At 44.9% G+C, this 17388-nt stretch carries 15 protein-coding genes and 1 other annotated feature; of the genes, 5 read left to right on the top strand and 10 right to left on the bottom strand.

The genetic code is table 11. The annotated features are described in order from the left end of the window. Positions 1 to 76: 76 nt before the first annotated feature. Genes ASG89_RS28645 through pyrR form a run of 3 tightly spaced genes read right to left on the bottom strand, consistent with a single transcriptional unit; the run spans position 77 to position 2835 of the window. A complete protein-coding gene (locus ASG89_RS28645; protein WP_057314683.1) occupies positions 77 to 1360 on the bottom strand; it encodes a dihydroorotase in 1284 nt (427 codons plus the stop codon). 21 nt (positions 1361 to 1381) lie between these two features. Next, complete coding sequence (locus ASG89_RS28640; protein ID WP_414813299.1) at positions 1382 to 2281, bottom strand: aspartate carbamoyltransferase catalytic subunit; 900 nt, start codon at positions 2279 to 2281, stop codon at positions 1382 to 1384. A gap of 5 nt (positions 2282 to 2286) precedes the next feature. Continuing rightward, positions 2287 to 2835, bottom strand: a complete 549-nt coding sequence (gene pyrR, locus ASG89_RS28635) for a bifunctional pyr operon transcriptional regulator/uracil phosphoribosyltransferase PyrR (RefSeq protein ID WP_057314680.1) — start codon at positions 2833 to 2835, stop codon at positions 2287 to 2289. A 398-nt stretch (positions 2836 to 3233) separates the two neighbouring features. Here pyrR and ASG89_RS28630 point away from each other — a divergent pair, with 398 nt between their 5' ends. The 4 genes from ASG89_RS28630 (at position 3234) to ASG89_RS28615 (ending at position 8769) form a co-directional block, all read left to right on the top strand. Continuing rightward, positions 3234 to 4958: an ABC transporter ATP-binding protein gene (locus tag ASG89_RS28630; RefSeq protein WP_057314678.1), complete on the top strand. Its 1725-nt coding sequence runs from the start codon at positions 3234 to 3236 to the stop codon at positions 4956 to 4958. Then, the gene (locus ASG89_RS28625) at positions 4955 to 6838 is read left to right on the top strand and encodes an ABC transporter ATP-binding protein (protein WP_057314677.1); all 1884 of its coding nucleotides are present in this window, start codon (positions 4955 to 4957) and stop codon (positions 6836 to 6838) included. Before ASG89_RS28630 ends, ASG89_RS28625 begins: the two co-directional genes overlap by 4 nt. Before the next feature lie 71 nt (positions 6839 to 6909). Beyond that, complete coding sequence (gene dapD / locus ASG89_RS28620; RefSeq protein ID WP_057314676.1) at positions 6910 to 7620, top strand: 2,3,4,5-tetrahydropyridine-2,6-dicarboxylate N-acetyltransferase; 711 nt, start codon at positions 6910 to 6912, stop codon at positions 7618 to 7620. A gap of 27 nt (positions 7621 to 7647) precedes the next feature. After that, on the top strand, positions 7648 to 8769 hold the full coding sequence (locus ASG89_RS28615) for an N-acetyldiaminopimelate deacetylase (RefSeq protein ID WP_057314674.1): 1122 nt from the start codon (positions 7648 to 7650) through the stop codon (positions 8767 to 8769). Positions 8770 to 8962: 193 nt separating this feature from the next. On the opposite strand, the gene ASG89_RS28610 is transcribed toward ASG89_RS28615, so the two are convergent. The 3 genes from ASG89_RS28610 to lspA are packed head-to-tail and all read right to left on the bottom strand — an operon-like array spanning position 8963 to position 11595. Further along, on the bottom strand, positions 8963 to 10117 hold the full coding sequence (locus tag ASG89_RS28610) for an aminotransferase A (protein WP_057314855.1): 1155 nt from the start codon (positions 10115 to 10117) through the stop codon (positions 8963 to 8965). Between the two features lie 34 nt (positions 10118 to 10151). Then, positions 10152 to 11102, bottom strand: coding sequence for an RluA family pseudouridine synthase (locus ASG89_RS28605; RefSeq protein WP_057314673.1), 951 nt, complete (start codon positions 11100 to 11102; stop codon positions 10152 to 10154). Next, on the bottom strand, positions 11077 to 11595 hold the full coding sequence (gene lspA, locus ASG89_RS28600) for a signal peptidase II (protein ID WP_057314853.1): 519 nt from the start codon (positions 11593 to 11595) through the stop codon (positions 11077 to 11079). The genes ASG89_RS28605 and lspA overlap by 26 nt, the downstream gene beginning before the upstream one ends. A gap of 139 nt (positions 11596 to 11734) precedes the next feature. Here lspA and ASG89_RS28595 point away from each other — a divergent pair, with 139 nt between their 5' ends. Next, positions 11735 to 12472, top strand: a complete 738-nt coding sequence (locus tag ASG89_RS28595; RefSeq protein WP_057314671.1) for a molecular chaperone DnaK — start codon at positions 11735 to 11737, stop codon at positions 12470 to 12472. A gap of 70 nt (positions 12473 to 12542) precedes the next feature. Here the strand turns inward: ASG89_RS28595 and ileS are convergent, their stop codons facing one another. The 4 genes from ileS to ASG89_RS28575 all read right to left on the bottom strand — a co-directional run bounded on the left by ileS (position 12543) and on the right by ASG89_RS28575 (position 17382). Continuing rightward, positions 12543 to 15311, bottom strand: a complete 2769-nt coding sequence (gene ileS / locus ASG89_RS28590) for an isoleucine--tRNA ligase (protein WP_057314670.1) — start codon at positions 15309 to 15311, stop codon at positions 12543 to 12545. 65 nt (positions 15312 to 15376) lie between these two features. Next, positions 15377 to 15624 (bottom strand) — a binding site (T-box leader). A 72-nt stretch (positions 15625 to 15696) separates the two neighbouring features. Next, complete coding sequence (locus ASG89_RS28585; RefSeq protein ID WP_057314668.1) at positions 15697 to 16173, bottom strand: DivIVA domain-containing protein; 477 nt, start codon at positions 16171 to 16173, stop codon at positions 15697 to 15699. A gap of 151 nt (positions 16174 to 16324) precedes the next feature. Further along, positions 16325 to 17107 carry an RNA-binding protein gene (locus tag ASG89_RS28580; RefSeq protein ID WP_057314667.1) on the bottom strand — a complete coding sequence of 261 codons (783 nt, stop codon included), beginning with the start codon at positions 17105 to 17107 and terminating at the stop codon, positions 16325 to 16327. A gap of 2 nt (positions 17108 to 17109) precedes the next feature. Then, positions 17110 to 17382, bottom strand: a complete 273-nt coding sequence (locus tag ASG89_RS28575) for a YggT family protein (RefSeq protein ID WP_157276850.1) — start codon at positions 17380 to 17382, stop codon at positions 17110 to 17112. Positions 17383 to 17388: the final 6 nt, after the last annotated feature.

Raw genomic sequence — 17388 nt, 5'->3', positions numbered from 1 at the left:
AATATACACGATTTTTTATTCATCGTATAGATGCATCTGGTGATTTAGGCTTTAAAATTAAGGCTATTTCCTGAACTTAAGACCAAACAACTTTACCTGAAGCAATCGTCACAACCGGCCACCCTTGCAGTTCCCAACCGATGAACGGCGTGTTCTTGCTTCGTGAAACGATCTCTTCTTTCAGAACCGCGCGTGTTGTATCCAAATCTACAATCGTGATATCTGCCGCGCTGCCCACTTCCAAAGTTCCGTATGGAAGTCCGAATACATCAGCAGGCTTTTTGGTCATGCGATCCACTAGGAAGCCAAGTGTCCATTTGCCTGTAAGTACGAATTTCGTATACAGCAAGGAGAATGCTGTTTCGAAACCAAGGATGCCGAATGGTGCCATCATCATGCCTTTAGCCTTCTCTTCTTCTGTATGTGGCGCATGATCCGTTACGATGATGTCGATCGTACCATCTTCCAAGCCTTCGATAACAGCCTGTACATCACGCGGCGTGCGAAGTGGCGGGTTCATCTTCCAGTTCGCATCCATGCCTGGAATGTCTTCTTCAGATAGAAGAAGATGATGCGGACATACTTCCGCAGTAACCTTGATGCCGAACTGTTTCGCGTGACGGATCAAGCGAACTGACTGCTCTGTGCTGACGTGGCATACATGATAGTGAACACCTGTCGCTTCAGCTAGCAGCACATCGCGGCCTACATGAATCGCTTCGGATTCGTTCGGGATCCCTTTCAAGCCATGCTTTGTCGCGAAAGTCCCTTCATTTACCGGCGCTCCTACAACCAGCGTGTCATCTTCGCAATGTGCGATGATTGGCATGCCAAGTGATGCAGCTAGTGCCATCGCATCTTTCATCATTTGCGCGCTTTGAACGCCAACACCATCGTCCGTGTATCCGATTACGCCCGCTTCTTTTAACGCTGCGAAGTCGGTTAGTTCACGGCCAAGCTCGTTCTTCGTGATCGTTCCGTAAGGAATGACGCGCACTACACCTTCTGTTGCTGCTTTATCTAATATGTAATTTACCGTATCTACGGTATCAATAACCGGTCTTGTGTTTGGCATACAAGCAATCGTTGTAAAACCACCTCTTGCGGCAGAACGTGTTCCCGTTGCGATGTTCTCTTTGTGTTCAAAGCCAGGCTCTCTCAAATGCACGTGCATATCAATAAAGCCAGGTGATACAAGCTTGCCGGCAGCATCAATGACTTCATGACCCGCTGTTTGTGGTACTTCACCGTTAGAAGCATCAACGACCTGTGCAATTTTATCATTTTCGACTAAAACATGTTTCTTCGTTTGTACATTATTCGCATCAACGGTAAGTCCGTTTAGAATCCAAATTCCCATCTTGTGAAATCCTCCTCTAATTTATGATAGGGCTCGTTCGATGACAGCCATACGAATCGGCACGCCGTGAGCAATTTGTGTAAAAATTTTGGACTTCTCATGCTCGACCAGTTCATCATCTAGCTCAACGTTGCGATTAACTGGAGCCGGATGCATGATGATCGCATGGGGAGCCATGCGGCTTGCGCGCTCTACGGTTAAACCATATTGCTCGCGGTATTCTTCAGCGGATTTGATCAACCCTGTGTCGTGGCGTTCCAATTGAACGCGTAACATCATGACCACATCAGCTTTCAATGCTTCCTCGAAAGAAACATATGGTGCGAACTTCGCTAATTCTGGTGCTTGCATACTCGCAGGTGCACAGAACTGAACTTTCGCTCCCAAGGCGATTAAACCCCAGAGGTTCGAGCGAGCAACTCGACTGTGTAGAATGTCTCCGATGATCGAGACCGTCAAACCTTTGATAGCGCCGAATTGCTTGCGCATTGTATAGAAATCAAGCAATGCTTGCGTTGGATGCTCGTTATTGCCGTCACCTGCGTTGATGAGTGGGATTTTGATTTTCTCAGCTAGCTCTTGCAACACACCATTAGGCTTCAGTCGAATCACACCAGCATCAATCCCCATAGATTCAAGCGTGCGAACTGTGTCATAGATGGACTCACCTTTTTGCACACTGGATTCCGCTGACGAGAAGTTCAGCACATCTGCACCTAGACGCTTTTGTGCAAGCTCGAAAGAGAAACGGGTTCTTGTACTATTTTCGAAAAATAAGTTAGATACGAATTTGCCATGGAATTGGTTATTGACTTTGTTAGGGCTTTGTTCCCAATAGGCCGCACGATCAAGAATGCTTGTGATCTCCTCTGCACTTACGCCTTTCAGTCCCAAGAAATGTCTAGTTGTATATGTACTCACGCTACTCACTCCTGTTTCCCCCTCTGGATCATAACTTCGTCTTTATCATCAATTTCCGTTAACATCACTTGAATGCTTTCACTCTTAGAGGTCGGTACGTTCTTGCCCACATAATCAGGTCGAATTGGCAGTTCACGATGACCTCTGTCGACAAGTACGGCCAACTGGATCATTTGTGGTCTTCCCAAATCAATCAGCGCATCCATAGCTGCCCTCACGGTTCTTCCCGTGTAGAGCACATCATCGAAAAGGATGATTTTGCGATCCTGGATTTGCAGTTTGCCGCCTTCTTGCACATTTTCTACCGATTTCACTTTGACGCGATCATCGCGATAAGATGTGATATCAATCTCTCCTACAGGAATCGGTACGCCTTCAATTTCTAGAATCCGTTCTGCTACTCGCGTCGCTAAGTAAATGCCTCGGGTCCGAATACCAATCAAGGTACAATTCTCTACACCTTTATTCTTTTCCAGTATCTCGTGTGCAATCCGCGTAAGTGCTCTACGAATTCCCATTTCATCAATAATGGTGTGTTCGGCGGTCTCATTCATCGTTTTCGCCTCCTGGCTAAACTATCTTCGTCAGCATTCACATACGTTTTCTGGTGGTAAAACCAAAAAACTCCTTGCCCAATTCTTGGCAAGGAGTTTACGAGTGCATAAAGAGATAGAGCGGGGCTGCTAGATGCGCACATCCTTAAGCTTACTGAATTCTCGATTCAGTATGACCCGACTTTTCTTATCGTTTTACCTTGCCAGCCTCTCTGGACTGTTTTTAAAGGCACATATGTAATTAAAAGAATTATGCCACTTTCGACAGGATAAGTCAATGTTTTTTGAGTTTCTTTTTTTGAGCAAAATCGGGACCATGTGTTATAATTTACATATAAACTCGCTTTATCACCTAGTATATTCCAATTCAATGAGGTTACAAAATGAAGGAGGAAACTATGTTCAAATTGTTTAGGTATTTGAAGCCTTACCGGGTTTCCGTGGTTGCAATCATTACTTTAATGCTCTTGCAATCGCTTGCACAACTGTATTTGCCAACTTTACTTGCAGACATTGTAGATGTAGGCGTAGTAAAGGGGGACGTAAGCTACATTCTCCGATTTGGCGCTTATATGCTTCTAGTCGCCATGGGGGGCATGGCCTGTGTCATGGTGGCCAGCTATTTACTCGCTAAGACAGCCACCGGCTTCGGAAGAGATTTACGCCGTACACTCTTCTCTCATGTTGAGAACTTCTCTTTGCATGAATTCGATAAGCTTGGAACCTCTTCTCTTATTACTAGAACAACGAATGATATCGCACAGGTACAACAATTAGTAGTTATGATGCGAATGTTCATTGGTGTACCTACCATGCTCATTGGCGGTGTCATTATGGCCTCGTACAAAGATACTCATCTCGCAATTGTACTTTACGCTGTAATCCCCATCCTTGTCCTAGTTATCGCTGTTATTATGCGAAAAAGTCTTCCTCTATTCAAAACCTTGCAAATTAAAATTGATGGCATCAATCTTGTTTTACGAGAACATTTAACGGGTATTCGTGTCATCCGGGCTTTTAACCGTTCAGGTCATGAGAAAACGAAATTTGAACGATCCAATCAAGATTTCACACAAATTGCTATCAAAGTCAATACGATCATGGCTACGATGATGCCGATTATGATGCTTGTATTTAATCTAGGTATCGTTGTGATCCTATGGTATGGCGGTGTTCGAATTGATAACAATCAAATGCAAATTGGAGATCTGATGGCTTTCATCCAATATGCGATGCAAATTATGTTCAGCATGTTCATGATGACCATGATATTCATGATGATTCCACGAGCTTCTGCTTCCGCAGTACGAATTAATGAGGTCCTTGACATTCAGTCCAACATACATAATGCAGACCATGCACAAACGCTTCATGGAGATCAAACCTTAGTTGAATTCAATCATGTAACTTTCAGTTATCCTGGTGCTGAACAGCCAGCTATTCAAGATATATCTTTCCGCGCAAATCCTGGAGAGGTTACAGCAATAATAGGAGGAACAGGTTCAGGCAAAACGACGCTGATCAATTTATTACTGCGATTCTATGATGTGGAATCCGGCACAATTACGTTGAATAGCCGTCCGCTACCTTCACTTTCCTTGGAGAGTGTGCGGAATCAAATCGGCTATGTACCTCAGAAAGCTGTCCTATTCTCAGGTACAGTTGCGGATAACCTCCGCTTCGGCAATGATCAAGCTACAGATGAAGAACTCGCCAGTGCAGCTTCTACCGCACAAGCCGCTGATTTTATCAACGGTATGAAAGATAACTTCCAAGCTACGCTCGCACAAGGCGGTACGAATCTATCCGGTGGGCAGAAGCAACGCCTTGCCATTGGACGAGCACTTGCTCGTAAACCGAACATTTATATTTTCGACGACAGCTTCTCTGCACTTGATTTCAAAACCGACGCAAAGCTTCGTGCTGCTCTTAAATCTGAAACTGCACGTGCAACCATGATTATTGTCGCTCAGCGAGTAAGCACGATTATGGAGGCGAATCAAATAATCGTTTTGGATGTAGGAAGAATCGCAGGAATAGGTACACATAATGAGCTTCTGAAGACCTGTGAGATTTATCAAGAAATTGTTGCTTCTCAGCTATCAGAGGAGGAAAGTGCATGAGTGAGAAACCCAAAGAACCGGGGCGGCCGTCAGCTGGTGTCCCCATGCCAGGAAATTTCGGCCGTGGCGGAATGGCTGGCATGGGGATGCCTGTTCAGAAAGCGAAGAATTTTAAAGGTACTTTAAAAAGACTCATGACTTATATGAAGCCATTTCGTGTGTCCATATCCTTTGTTCTTCTCGCAGCTATTCTAAGCACATTATTTAGTATCATTAGCCCGAAATTGATGGGTAACGCAGTGACGAAGTTATCAGAAGGTGCTATTGGTAAGCTCAAAGGCATCACAGGTGCCAAAATTGACTTCGATGCGATCCTTCAGATCATACTTATCCTCGCTGCTCTATACGTTTTCAGCTCCATATTAATGTATATCCAGCAAATTATTATGGTTAAAGTTACGCAGCGCATCGTCTTCAATTTACGCCGAGATATCAGTGAGAAGCTAACACGTGTTCCTCTCTCCTTTTTTGATGCAAGGAGCCATGGCGATACCATGAGCCGTGCTACGAATGATGTGGACACGATCAGTTCCACGATGCAGCAAAGCTTAACTCAGTTGATAACATCTGTTGTCACTTTAATCGGTATCATTATCATGATGCTGACAATAAGTCCACTGCTCACATTAGCTACAATTATTACTCTACCGCTTAGCATATTAGGAACCAAAATGATCGCTACCCGCTCTCAGAAATATTTCAAAGGACAACAACGAACGCTAGGCGAACTTAATGGGCATGTTGAGGAAATGTATACAGGACATACCATCGTTAAAGCATTTGGAAGAGAAGAGCAATCGGTTGATAAATTCAATGAAATTAATGATCGACTGTATCATTCTGGCTGGAAAGCACAGTTTATTTCAGGGCTCATCTTTCCTTTGATGTCCTTTATCGGGAATATTGGTTATGTGCTCGTTAGTGTCATCGGTGGTATCATGGTTACCCAAAATGCTATTAAAATAGGTGACGTTCTCGCCTTCATTCAATACTCTGGCCAATTTGGCATGCCGATCACACAAGTAGCGAATATCGCGAATGTGATTCAGTCTACAATCGCAGCGGCAGAGCGCATTTTTGAATTATTAGATGAAACAGAAGAAGTTATGGAGAACAAAGTGACGGATTGCGTTGCTCAAGTGAAAGGGCGTGTCCAGTTCGAGGATGTTTCCTTTGCCTACAAAACAGATACACCACTTATCGACCATATGAACATCGATGTGAAGCCAGGGCAAACCGTAGCTATCGTAGGGCCAACTGGTGCAGGCAAAACAACGATAGTCAATCTGCTTATGCGCTTCTATGAATTACAGAGCGGTCGAATTTCCATCGATGGTGTCGATTCACGGAACATGTCTCGCAGCCATCTTCGTGGACTTTTCGGTATGGTACTGCAAGATACTTGGCTCTTTAATGGCACTATCCGCGACAATATTGCTTATGGACGTCATGGCGCTACGGAAGACGAGATTGTAGAAGCCGCGCGTGCGGCGTACGCAGATCATTTCATACGAACGCTGCCCGATGGGTATGATACGATTTTAAATGAGGAAGCCTCCAATCTATCCCATGGTCAAAAGCAATTGCTCACCATCGCACGTGCTGTCCTCGCAGATCCAGCGATTTTGATTCTTGATGAAGCAACGAGCAGTGTTGATACACGGACGGAAGTTTCTATTCAACGTGCTATGAACAATTTGATGGCCAATCGCACGAGTTTCGTCATTGCTCACCGCTTATCCACAATCCGAGAAGCTGATCTTATCCTAGTGATGAATCAAGGAACTGTCATTGAACAAGGCACTCACGGAGAGTTGCTCGAACAGCATGGCTTCTACGCCGAACTCTATCAGAGTCAATTTGCGCAAAAAGCTATGTAAACAGATTGGCTCAAACGCTCCCTTTCTGCTAATATAGGAGAGTCAATCATAAATTTGAAGGAGATGTCACCATGTCTGAAATGAATACGCTAGAAATTATCCAGTTTATTAAAGAAAGCAAAAAGAAAACTCCGGTGAAAGTATATGTAAAAGGAAACCTTGATGGTCTTGAATTCGGCGAAGGCAGCCAATCCTTTATTACTGGCGGGAGCGGAGTCGTTTTCGGTGAGTGGAGCGTGCTTGGGCCGATTCTAGAAGCTAACAAAGATAAAGTTGTTGATTTCGTAGTTGAAAACGATCGTCGTAACTCGGCTATTCCTATGCTAGATTTGAAACACATCAACGCTCGCATCGAGCCAGGCGCAGTCATTCGCGATAAAGTACATATCGGCGATAACGCAATTATTATGATGGGCGCACTTATCAACATCGGCGCTTCCGTTGGTGATGGCACGATGATCGACATGAACGCTGTCCTAGGCGGACGTGCTCAAGTAGGAAAAATGTGTCATATCGGAGCTGGTGCTGTAGTTGCTGGCGTTATTGAGCCACCTTCTGCTCAACCTTGTGTGATCGAAGACGACGTACTTGTTGGCGCTAACGCGGTTATCCTAGAAGGTGTACGAATCGGTAAAGGTTCCGTTGTAGCTGCCGGTGCAATCGTAACGCAAGATGTTGAAGAGTACACAGTTGTTGCAGGCGCACCTGCTCGCGTTATCAAGAAAGTAGACGATAAAACGAAATCCAAAACCGAAATTCTAGCAGACCTACGTACCCTATAAGGTGAACTAGATCTGGAGGAAATCGTGATGTTGAGCCCTTTTGTAGAACTGCGACGTCAGCTTCATCAAATCCCGGAGCCGGGATTCCAAGAGTTCAAAACGCAACAGCTTCTTCTTGAGCAGTTGGCCAAGCTGCCGCAGGATCGGTTAACAATCCGCACATGGCGTACGGGCATTCTTGTCTATATCAAAGGCTTAAACCCAAGCAAGCGCTTTGGATATCGCGCAGATATGGACGGGCTTCCGATCGCTGAAGAGACGACATTGCCATTCCCTTCTAAGCATGAAGGCTATATGCATGCATGCGGGCATGATTTTCATATGTCTATTGGGATGGGGGTTGTGACCCACTTTGTAACGACTCCGATGCAGGATGATCTTGTCGTGTTGTTTCAACCCGCTGAAGAAGGCCCTGGCGGCGCATTACCGATGCTTGCTGCAGAGGAATTGCAAGATTGGATGCCTGACCAGATGGTTGCGCTGCATATTGCGCCAGAATATCCGGTCGGTACCATCGCTGTCCGACCTGAAATCTTGTTTGCCAACACATCTGAGTTGTTCATTGATCTCCTCGGTAAAGGCGGTCATGCAGCTTACCCGCATCAAGCGAATGATATGATCATCGCGGCAACGCAGATGGTTGGGCAGCTTCAAACCATCGTATCCCGGAACGTGAATCCACTGGATTCCGCTGTGATTACGATTGGCAAAATGGAAGCTGGAACGAAGCAGAATATTATCGCGGAGAAAGCTCGCTTAGAGGGTACGATTCGCACATTATCTGCGACTTCCATGAACAAGATCAAAGGACGCATCGAAGCGGTTGCCGCGGGTATCGAAGCTTCCTTCGAATGCCAAGTCACAATTGACTGGGGCTCGAATTATCGCCAAGTGTATAATGATCCAGCTTTAACTGTGGAATTCATGGACTGGCTGCGTGGCCGTGATAATGTTACGTTTTTCGAGTGTACAGAAGCCATGACCGGCGAAGACTTTGGTTACTTCTTGGAGAAAATCCCTGGCTTTATGTTCTGGTTAGGTGTGGATACACCTCACGGCCTGCATAATGCCAAGCTTGATCCCGATGAACGTGCCATTGATGTTGCCATCGATACGATTACGGCTTACCTGGGGTTTAAGTCTAGCTAAAATGAATAAGCCTCTCGATCAACCTAAGCTGCATAGGGTTGATTGGGAGGCTTTTTATATGTTGAATGTTTATTAACATTCAACCAGTACAGATCTGCACTTCTCCTATAATCGAGTGGTCCGCGGCAGTGGTTTGGTTGTTGATTAGGCGGTCATAAAAAAAACCACCGCTGCAACCAGCGATGGTCCCTTTCTACAACTTGCCTACAAACCGCTGTAGTCGATCCAACGATTCCTCCAAAACATCTTGTGCATAAGCGTATGAAATTCTTATATAGCCTTCCCCGTAGGAAGTAAAGGCATCACCTGGTACGACGGCAACATGCTCTTCATGCAACAGCCTCATCGCAAATTCTTGCGAGGATAAGCCAAACTTCGCAATAGACGGGAACAAATAGAACGCACCATCCGGCTTATCTAGCTCAATCCCCATTGCAATCAAACGATTGTAGACATAGTCTCTGCGGGCTACATAAGCTTCACGCATCGGAAGTGCATCGTCAATCCCTACCGTCAACGCCTCCAAGGCGGCATACTGACTCACTGAGCTTGCGCAGGTTACGTTATACTGGTGAACCTTCACCATGTGTGCTGTAAGGTACGCAGGAGCTAGAGTGAAGCCTACACGCCAGCCTGTCATCGCATGTGATTTGGACAAGCCATTAATGACAATTGTCTTTTCACGCAACTTACCAACAGTAGCAATGGAGTGATGTTGTACCCCGTATACCAACTCACTATAGATTTCATCAGATAAAATGAATAGTTCCTGATCTGCCAATAATTCGGCCAAATCAGCAATCTCCTTCTCCGTAAGCACCTGTCCTGTCGGATTTGACGGGTAACATAGAATGACACAACGTGTTTTCTCTGTCAGGTAAGGAGCCAACAGCTCAGCTGTTAATTTCAAGCCATTCTCTCTTGTATCCACATAGACAGGAACGCCACCTGCTAAGCGAATTAATGGCTCATATCCAGGATAAATCGGTGCTGGAATAATGACTTCAGCACCTGGTGTCAAAATCGTGCGCAACGTGATATCCACCGCTTGGCTTGCACCTGCTGTGACGATAATCTCATCCGCCCCGCGATACTCTTGGCCATACTTGACCTTCACGAAGTTAGACACAGCTTCTCTAAGCTCGATTAAACCAGGATTTTGCGTGTAAACTGTTTTGTTCTGATCTAAAGCTCTTTGTCCAGCTTCGATAATATGCCGCGGCGTCGGGAAATCAGGCTGCCCTATCGTAAGTGTCAAAGCGCCAGGAATCGTACTGACAAGATTCGAAATTTTACGAATACCTGATATTTGAATATCTTTTACTTGTGTGTTAATCAAATGCTCCAACATGAGCAGCTCTCCTCTCTCCATTGAACAAGAACTACGTTGTCCGTATCGTTGATATTAGGTTCTCCATATCAGGAGGAATTGGCGCTTCAAACTGCATCCATTCCCCTGTGCGTGGATGTGTAAAGCCTAGAATAGCCGCGTGCAAGGCTTGACCTTCCATCAACATGCCTTTGCTCTTCCCATACATCGGATCTCCAACTAGCGGATGCCCAATGAATTTCATATGCACGCGAATTTGGTGCGTACGTCCCGTTTCCAGCTTTAGCTCTACCAAAGTAAAATCACCAAATCGTCCGATAACGATGAAGTGCGTTACTGCCGTTTTGCTGTTTTTCTCCGTGACGGTATACATCTTACGATCATGAGAATCGCGTCCGATCGGCGCATCGATTGTTCCTTGATCATGTTGAATATGTCCGTGTACCAAGGCAATGTACTTGCGGTTAACGGTATGTGCCTTTAATTGCTCGGCAAGGCTAGCGTGAGCCTTATCATTTTTGGCTGACATAATTAAGCCTGAAGTGTCCTTGTCAATCCGGTGTACAATCCCTGGACGAAGCTCGCCATTAATGCCGGATAAGTCCTTGCAGTGGAACATTAACGCATTCACTAAAGTACCCGAGTAATGTCCAGGCGCAGGATGAACAACGAGTCCGCGCTGTTTGTTGATGACGATCACATCACTATCCTCATACACGACATTCAGAGGAATGTTTTCAGCCAGTAACTCCACGCCTTGAGGCTCTGGAATGACTAACGCAATCACATCTTGTAAGGACAATTTATAATTGGGCTTTACTGCTTTCCCATTCACCTTAACGTGACCATCTTTGACCCATTGTTGGACAAGTGTTCGCGAAATATCTTCTTCCAACGCTTCAGTAATCCATTTATCAATCCGTTCGCCCTCAAATTGATTTTCTACTGTCCACTCTATTGCCTCTTGGGACACGGACTCAGGTGAGGTCTGGTTTGTGTTCATGTGTTGCTCCTTTTTTCTCATTTCGTGAGGCTAGAATCGACTCGATAAAGATCAGGATAACCCCAACAACGATGCAAGAATCCGCTACATTGAAAATCGGGAAAATATAATCGACTTCTTTGCCGAAAAAGTTAAAATCGAATGTAAACTGGAAGAAATCCACAACTTCTGCGAATAAGGCACGGTCAACGAAATTACCGAAGGCTCCTCCAAAAAGTAAACACAAGGCGAACGGTAACAACACCTTACCTTCACGAATCGTCTTCTGCATGTACCAAATAATACCGGCCAGCACGAGAATCGTTACAATGATGAAGAACCAGCGTTGATTTTGCAAAATGCCAAAGGCCGCACCACGATTGCGATGCGATGTAATCATGAAGAAATCGCCAATAACAGGGCGTTCTTCACCTAACGGAACCTTTTTGACAATGATCCATTTCGTAACTTGATCTAAAATGAATGCAAGAAGTGCATACAGGTAATATTTCAAATATTTCATATAATTGTACCTCCTACATTGTGAAAAGCTTGTACATTCCTATATTTCAAGGAATTACCTCACTAAAAAAAGCGGACTATCGGCATCATAAACGGTATGAATGAGCTGTTGGAAGGGAGCTGTTTTACCTATGAGCCATTTAACCGACGAGCAATTACAAACCTTATATGTACAACTGTTGGAGGAAAAGGTTTCACTTGAAAAGCATTTCGCTTCGAATGATCAATTTGGTCTCGCTAATTCATTCTCAGATTCCATTGGCGAGCTCTCCATGTATGACAATCATCCCGGTGATATCGGTTCCGAAGTTTTTGAACGTGCGAAAGATATTTCGCTTAATGAACACGCAGAGATGCATTTGCAACAAGTCAATGAAGCACTTGCCCGTATAGAAAGTGGAGATTATGGCGTTTGTGTTTTTAGCCATCAACCCATACCATTTGAACGCCTACAAGCCATTCCTACAACTTTATACAGCATTGAACACGTGCCTGACCCTGACCAATCGTTCCGACGCCCTGTTGAAGAGCAGGTTCTTTACCCACCATTCGGAAGAACGAGCTTTGATGAGAAAAACAACGAAACAGAATTCGACGGTGAAGATGCCTGGCAAATCGTTGAAAGCTGGGGAACTTCTAACACACCAGCTTTCGCTGAAAGCAACCAAGTGGAAAGTTACAATGACATGTACATCGAAGCCGATGAGTTGGAAGGTTATGTAGAGTCTTTCGAAAGCTTTGTAGCTACTGATCTCTATGGTGAACATGTTACCATTGTAAGAAGTAAAGCTTATAACGAGTATATGCACAGTGATGAAGGCGATCCATTTCTTGAACCCGATAGAGCTGCCGATTTAGACGAAGAATAACAATAAGCATTACCTTGATAAAAAACAGGACAAACGAGCTTCGCACTTAGCGCAAGCTCGTTTGGTTCCTCTACTCGTGATAATGAGCAGTTACAACATCATTGCATCTGACACAGAGTGTTGGATGCTCTTTACTGTGCCCAACCTCTGGCGTCACTATCCAACAACGTTCACATTTCTCACCATCTGCAACAGCGATAGCAATGGCAACATCTTTGGACTGAAGAGCACCTTCTGGTACGGCAGTACCTACTGGGTGGAGGTTAACAGCCGATACAATGAACAACTGATCCAATTGCTCGAATTGTGTTAACAGAGCAAACATCGCTTCATTTGGATATAAATTCACTGCTGCCCCTAAGGAATTACCAATGACCTTCTCCTTACGCGCTTCTTCTAGCGCCTTCAGCACGTCATCACGCACTTCCAAGAAGGAATTCCATTTATTTTCCAATTGCTCATTGTATACACTTGTTTCTACTTCCGGTAATTCAGCAAGTTGTACCGAGCTTAGTTCAATCCCAGGAATGTACTTCCATACCTCATCCGCAGTATGTGGAAGAATCGGAGCGATCAATTTCGTAATGGTTGTTAAAGCCGCATAGAGCACGGTTTGTGACGCTTTACGTGCTGGATCTTCAGCCGCATTCGCATAGAGACGATCCTTAATGATATCCAAATAGAAGGAGCTCATTTCCACTGCACAGAAGTGGTGAATCGTTTGATACACGACATGGAATTCGTAAGCTTCATAAGCTTTAATAACTTTCTCGATCATCCGATTCAAACGAATCAACGCATAGCGATCAAGCTCGGATAAACTCGCATAAGCAACACGATCAGTAGCCGGATTGAACTCACTCAAATTCCCAAGTAGGAAACGCATCGTGTTACGAATTTTACGATAAACCTCAGTCGTCTGGTTCAAAATATTGTCCGAAATCCGATGATCGGATTGATAATCTACGGAAGAAACCCATAGACGAAGAATATCTGCGCCTAATTTGCCGCAAACCACATTCGGGTCAATCGTGTTACCAATGGATTTGGACATTTTTCGCCCTTCGCCATCCAGTGTGAAGCCATGACTCAGAATGCCTTTATATGGCGATTTTTCTCTTGTAGCAACACCTGTAATCAGGGAAGAATTGAACCAACCACGGTATTGGTCGGAACCTTCTAGATACAGATCAGCAGGCCATTGAAGCTCTGGACGCGACTCGAGTACAGCAACATGACTGGAACCGGAATCAAACCATACGTCCATGATATCTGTTTCTTTACGGAACTCGCCATGACCACATTTAGAACAGGTTGTGCCATGTGGAAGCAGATCTTTTTCTTCCTTGGTAAACCAAGCTTGGGAACCATCTTGTTCAAATAACTGGGCAACATGCTCAATCGTTTGTTCGTTGACAAGCGGCTCGTTACAGCTGCGACAGTAGAAAATCGGAATCGGAACACCCCATGCCCGCTGTCTGGAAATACACCAGTCACCACGATCAGCGATCATGTTGTGAAGACGAACTTCGCCCCACTCTGGCGTCCATTTCACTTGCTTAATTTCATCCAGCATCTCTTGTCTGAACTTATCAATCGAAGCGAACCATTGCTCGGTTGCCCGATAAATAACAGGCTTCTTCGTACGCCAGTCATGTGCGTATTGATGCTGAATGTCAGCAGCTTTCAACAAAAGACCGGACTCTTTCAGCTTCTCAATGATCAGCTTGCCGCCTTTTTCATAGAATAAGCCTTCATAACCTGGTGCTTCAGCTGTAAAATGTCCTTGATCGTCTACAGGACACAACACGCCGATGTTATATCTTTGACCAATAGCGAAGTCATCTTCCCCGTGTCCAGGAGCTGTGTGAACACAACCTGTACCCGCTTCTAATGTCACGTGCTCGCCAACCATGACAAGCGATTCACGATCGTAGAAAGGATGTTGGCACGTAACAAACTCCAACTCACTTCCTTTAACCGTCGATAGTACTTCGTACTCGCTCCAGCCGATTTCTTTCGCCGCTGTTGCAAGTAGACCTTGTGCAAGCACATATTTCTTCCCATTCGCTTGAACAACCGCATACTCGAATTCAGGGTGTAAGGAAATACCTAAGTTCGCAGGTAATGTCCAAGCTGTCGTTGTCCAAATGACAATGGCAGCATCTTCTGGCAGCTTACCTTTGCCATCTTTTACTGGGAACGCCACGTAAATGGATGTTGATGTTTTCTCTTTGTACTCGATTTCTGCTTCAGCCAAAGCACTCTCAGACGATGGAGACCAGTAAACAGGCTTCAATCCTTTATAAACGAAGCCCTTCTGTACCATTGTACCGAAAACACGGATTTGCCCAGCTTCGTAGCCTGGTTGCAGCGTGATATACGGGTTTTTCCAATCTCCGCGGATACCAAGACGTTGGAATTGACTCTTCTGCTTCTCAACGGATTGCAATGCGTATTCTTTGCAATATTCACGGAACTCCGGAATCGTCATTTTCTTACGATCGACTTTCCCGCTGTTCGTGATCACTTGCTCAATCGGCAAGCCGTGTGTATCCCATCCTGGAACATAAGGCGCGTCGAAACCTTGCAATGTTTTGAATCGTACGATTATATCCTTGAGCACTTTGTTTAGTGCGTGGCCGATATGAATATCTCCATTCGCATATGGAGGCCCATCGTGTAGAATGAACTTCGTTCTGCCCTTACGGCTTTCTTGCACTTTGGCATAAATGTCTTCGGCTTCCCAATGTTCTTGCATCTTCGGTTCCGCTTGAGGTAAATTACCTCTCATCGGGAATTCTGTTTGTAATAGGTTTAATGTTTTTCCATAATCCATCTTTACCACTCCACTCTTGATTCAATCTATCCTGGTCTAAAAAAACAAAAAAAGCCTCTCATCCCAAAAGGGACGAGAAACTCAACTCGCGGTACCACCCTCGTTAAAAAGCATCATGAACACACGCCTAAAGGCGGGGCGAACAGAGCTTCTTCACTCGATCATGTGTAACGGCATGACCCGTTTCTCCCTACTCATTTCAAGAGACGCTCCTGGGGGATATTCGGTACGCTGCAGAGATTAGGCTCACACCACAACCCTAATTCGCTGACACTGCTCATAACGCCCTACTCGTTCCAGTCATAGCTTTATTGCGATACTTTTAACAGGAGTATACCCAATCTGGCAGGCATAGTCAATATGATACCTGTCTACTGCTCCATACCTACTCTTCTTTATGTTCAAACTGCATACTTTGCCAGCCTTCTGTGTTCAATAATTCAAGCTGTGCTTCAAGTAACGTCCGAAAGCGCGTACGATAAATGGAAGCTTGTTTCTTGAGTTCTTCGATCTCAAGAGCTACTTTGCGAGAGCGCGTCAATGATTCGTTAATAATCCGATCTGCATTTTTCTCCGCTTCTTTCAGAATTAACTGCGCTTCTTTCTTCGAATTGCTTCTGACTTCATCCGCAGCCTCTTGAGCCACGATGATTGTTTTGCTCAGCGACTCTTCAATATGCGTGAAGTGATCCAAACGCTCCTGCAAGGCAAATGATTGATTCTGCAAATCCTTATTCTCACGGATAAGCGCTTCATAATCCTTGATGACTTGATCTAGGAATTCATTCACTTGATCCTCATCATAACCACGAAACGAACGTGAAAACTCCTTATTATGTATATCTAGCGGTGTTAATGGCATCAGTGCCCCTCCTTAGCGTTTTGCGCAGCAAAACTGACTTCGTAAGTATAAGCTGAGCTTGACTCAAAGCTAGCCTATACCCATGTCTATACAGTTCAGTTCGACAGAAAGTTAGCAATTCCTGCATAGTTCGTGGATAATTTATCCACGATCATGCAAACTTGCCAATCTTCACACGAATTCGACCTTTTTTCGATACGCCTTCCACTTCAAGCACTTTAAATCTACCAAAGCCCTGCAAAGAGATCATATCGCCTTCTTTCAGCGGCTTACTTGGATCTTCTTCCAACTTCCAATTGACGCGGCAACGACCTGCCTGGATTGGAATCAATACTTTGGCTCGGCTAAGCCGAAATACATCGCTTACAATTCCGTCCATACGCATGGAGGCAACGGATAGTTGAAGCTCATCTAATTGCACTTGCGCTACTTCCAGCTTATCTAAAGAGAGCAATTCCGTTTGGACATGCACTCTATGTACTTGTGACAAATTCAAATGCAAATAGTCGGCTGCATCCTGGGTGACCAAGCAATGGCAACCACCCTCTATAACATGAATATCGCCAACCTTGTCTCGCTTCATGCCGAGTCCAAGAATGGCGCCCATGTAATCTCCGTGTTCTAACGTAAGAAATTTGCCATCTCCCGAGGATACTGCTAACACAGCCATTGCCATGTCTTCACTATCCAAGCTGCGGTAGTCAGGAGCAATAATTGCACGCTTACGCTCTGCTGCTTCATAGCCGCCATCCAGTCGGCAATGTACATCCGGGTGTCGGTTGACGAGTGAATTCAGAATAAAAGCTTGTCTGGGATCGAGGAAATCGGTTAACTTCACAGCATGCTGCAGCGCAGCTCGCTCTACCCAATCCCAGGCTTTATCAACAAAATGATGCTCGTCTTGGTGAAAATGCCCATAGATATCTTTCGTCAAGACTAGAAAATCCCCACGATGAAATCTAGAACAGCAAAGATACCCATAACGACAAATTTCAAAGCGATCAATGCCACGATTGGCGAGAGGTCAATGAAACCGATACTAGGTATGATTTTGCGGAATGGAGCCAAATACGGTTCAACCAGCTTCGAGAGCAGTCCACCGACAAAACTGCCACGCGCGTTTGGAAACCAAGATAAGATCAAATAACCAATAATCATGAAATAATAAATTTCTGTCAAAATGCTTAAAAAAGAGTAAACGTTATCCACGTTGTT

The sequence above is a fragment of the Paenibacillus sp. Soil766 genome (assembly GCF_001428105.1).
Lineage (GTDB): Bacteria > Bacillota > Bacilli > Paenibacillales > NBRC-103111 > Paenibacillus_E.
Note: the sequence above shows the minus strand (reverse complement) of the source record. Positions and strands in the feature narration are given on the sequence as shown.

Excerpts from the sequence above, each read along its gene's own strand:
- ASG89_RS28645 (WP_057314683.1), bottom strand. The coding sequence starts at position 1,360 with ATGGGAATTTGGATTCTAAACGGACTTACCGTTGATGCGAATAATGTA.
- pyrR (WP_057314680.1), bottom strand. The coding sequence starts at position 2,835 with ATGAATGAGACCGCCGAACACACCATTATTGATGAAATGGGAATTCGT.
- ASG89_RS28630 (WP_057314678.1), top strand. The coding sequence starts at position 3,234 with ATGTTCAAATTGTTTAGGTATTTGAAGCCTTACCGGGTTTCCGTGGTT.
- ASG89_RS28625 (WP_057314677.1), top strand. The coding sequence starts at position 4,955 with ATGAGTGAGAAACCCAAAGAACCGGGGCGGCCGTCAGCTGGTGTCCCC.
- dapD (WP_057314676.1), top strand. The coding sequence starts at position 6,910 with ATGTCTGAAATGAATACGCTAGAAATTATCCAGTTTATTAAAGAAAGC.
- ASG89_RS28615 (WP_057314674.1), top strand. The coding sequence starts at position 7,648 with ATGTTGAGCCCTTTTGTAGAACTGCGACGTCAGCTTCATCAAATCCCG.
- ASG89_RS28605 (WP_057314673.1), bottom strand. The coding sequence starts at position 11,102 with ATGAACACAAACCAGACCTCACCTGAGTCCGTGTCCCAAGAGGCAATA.
- ASG89_RS28595 (WP_057314671.1), top strand. The coding sequence starts at position 11,735 with ATGAGCCATTTAACCGACGAGCAATTACAAACCTTATATGTACAACTG.
- ileS (WP_057314670.1), bottom strand. The coding sequence starts at position 15,311 with ATGGATTATGGAAAAACATTAAACCTATTACAAACAGAATTCCCGATG.
- ASG89_RS28585 (WP_057314668.1), bottom strand. The coding sequence starts at position 16,173 with ATGCCATTAACACCGCTAGATATACATAATAAGGAGTTTTCACGTTCG.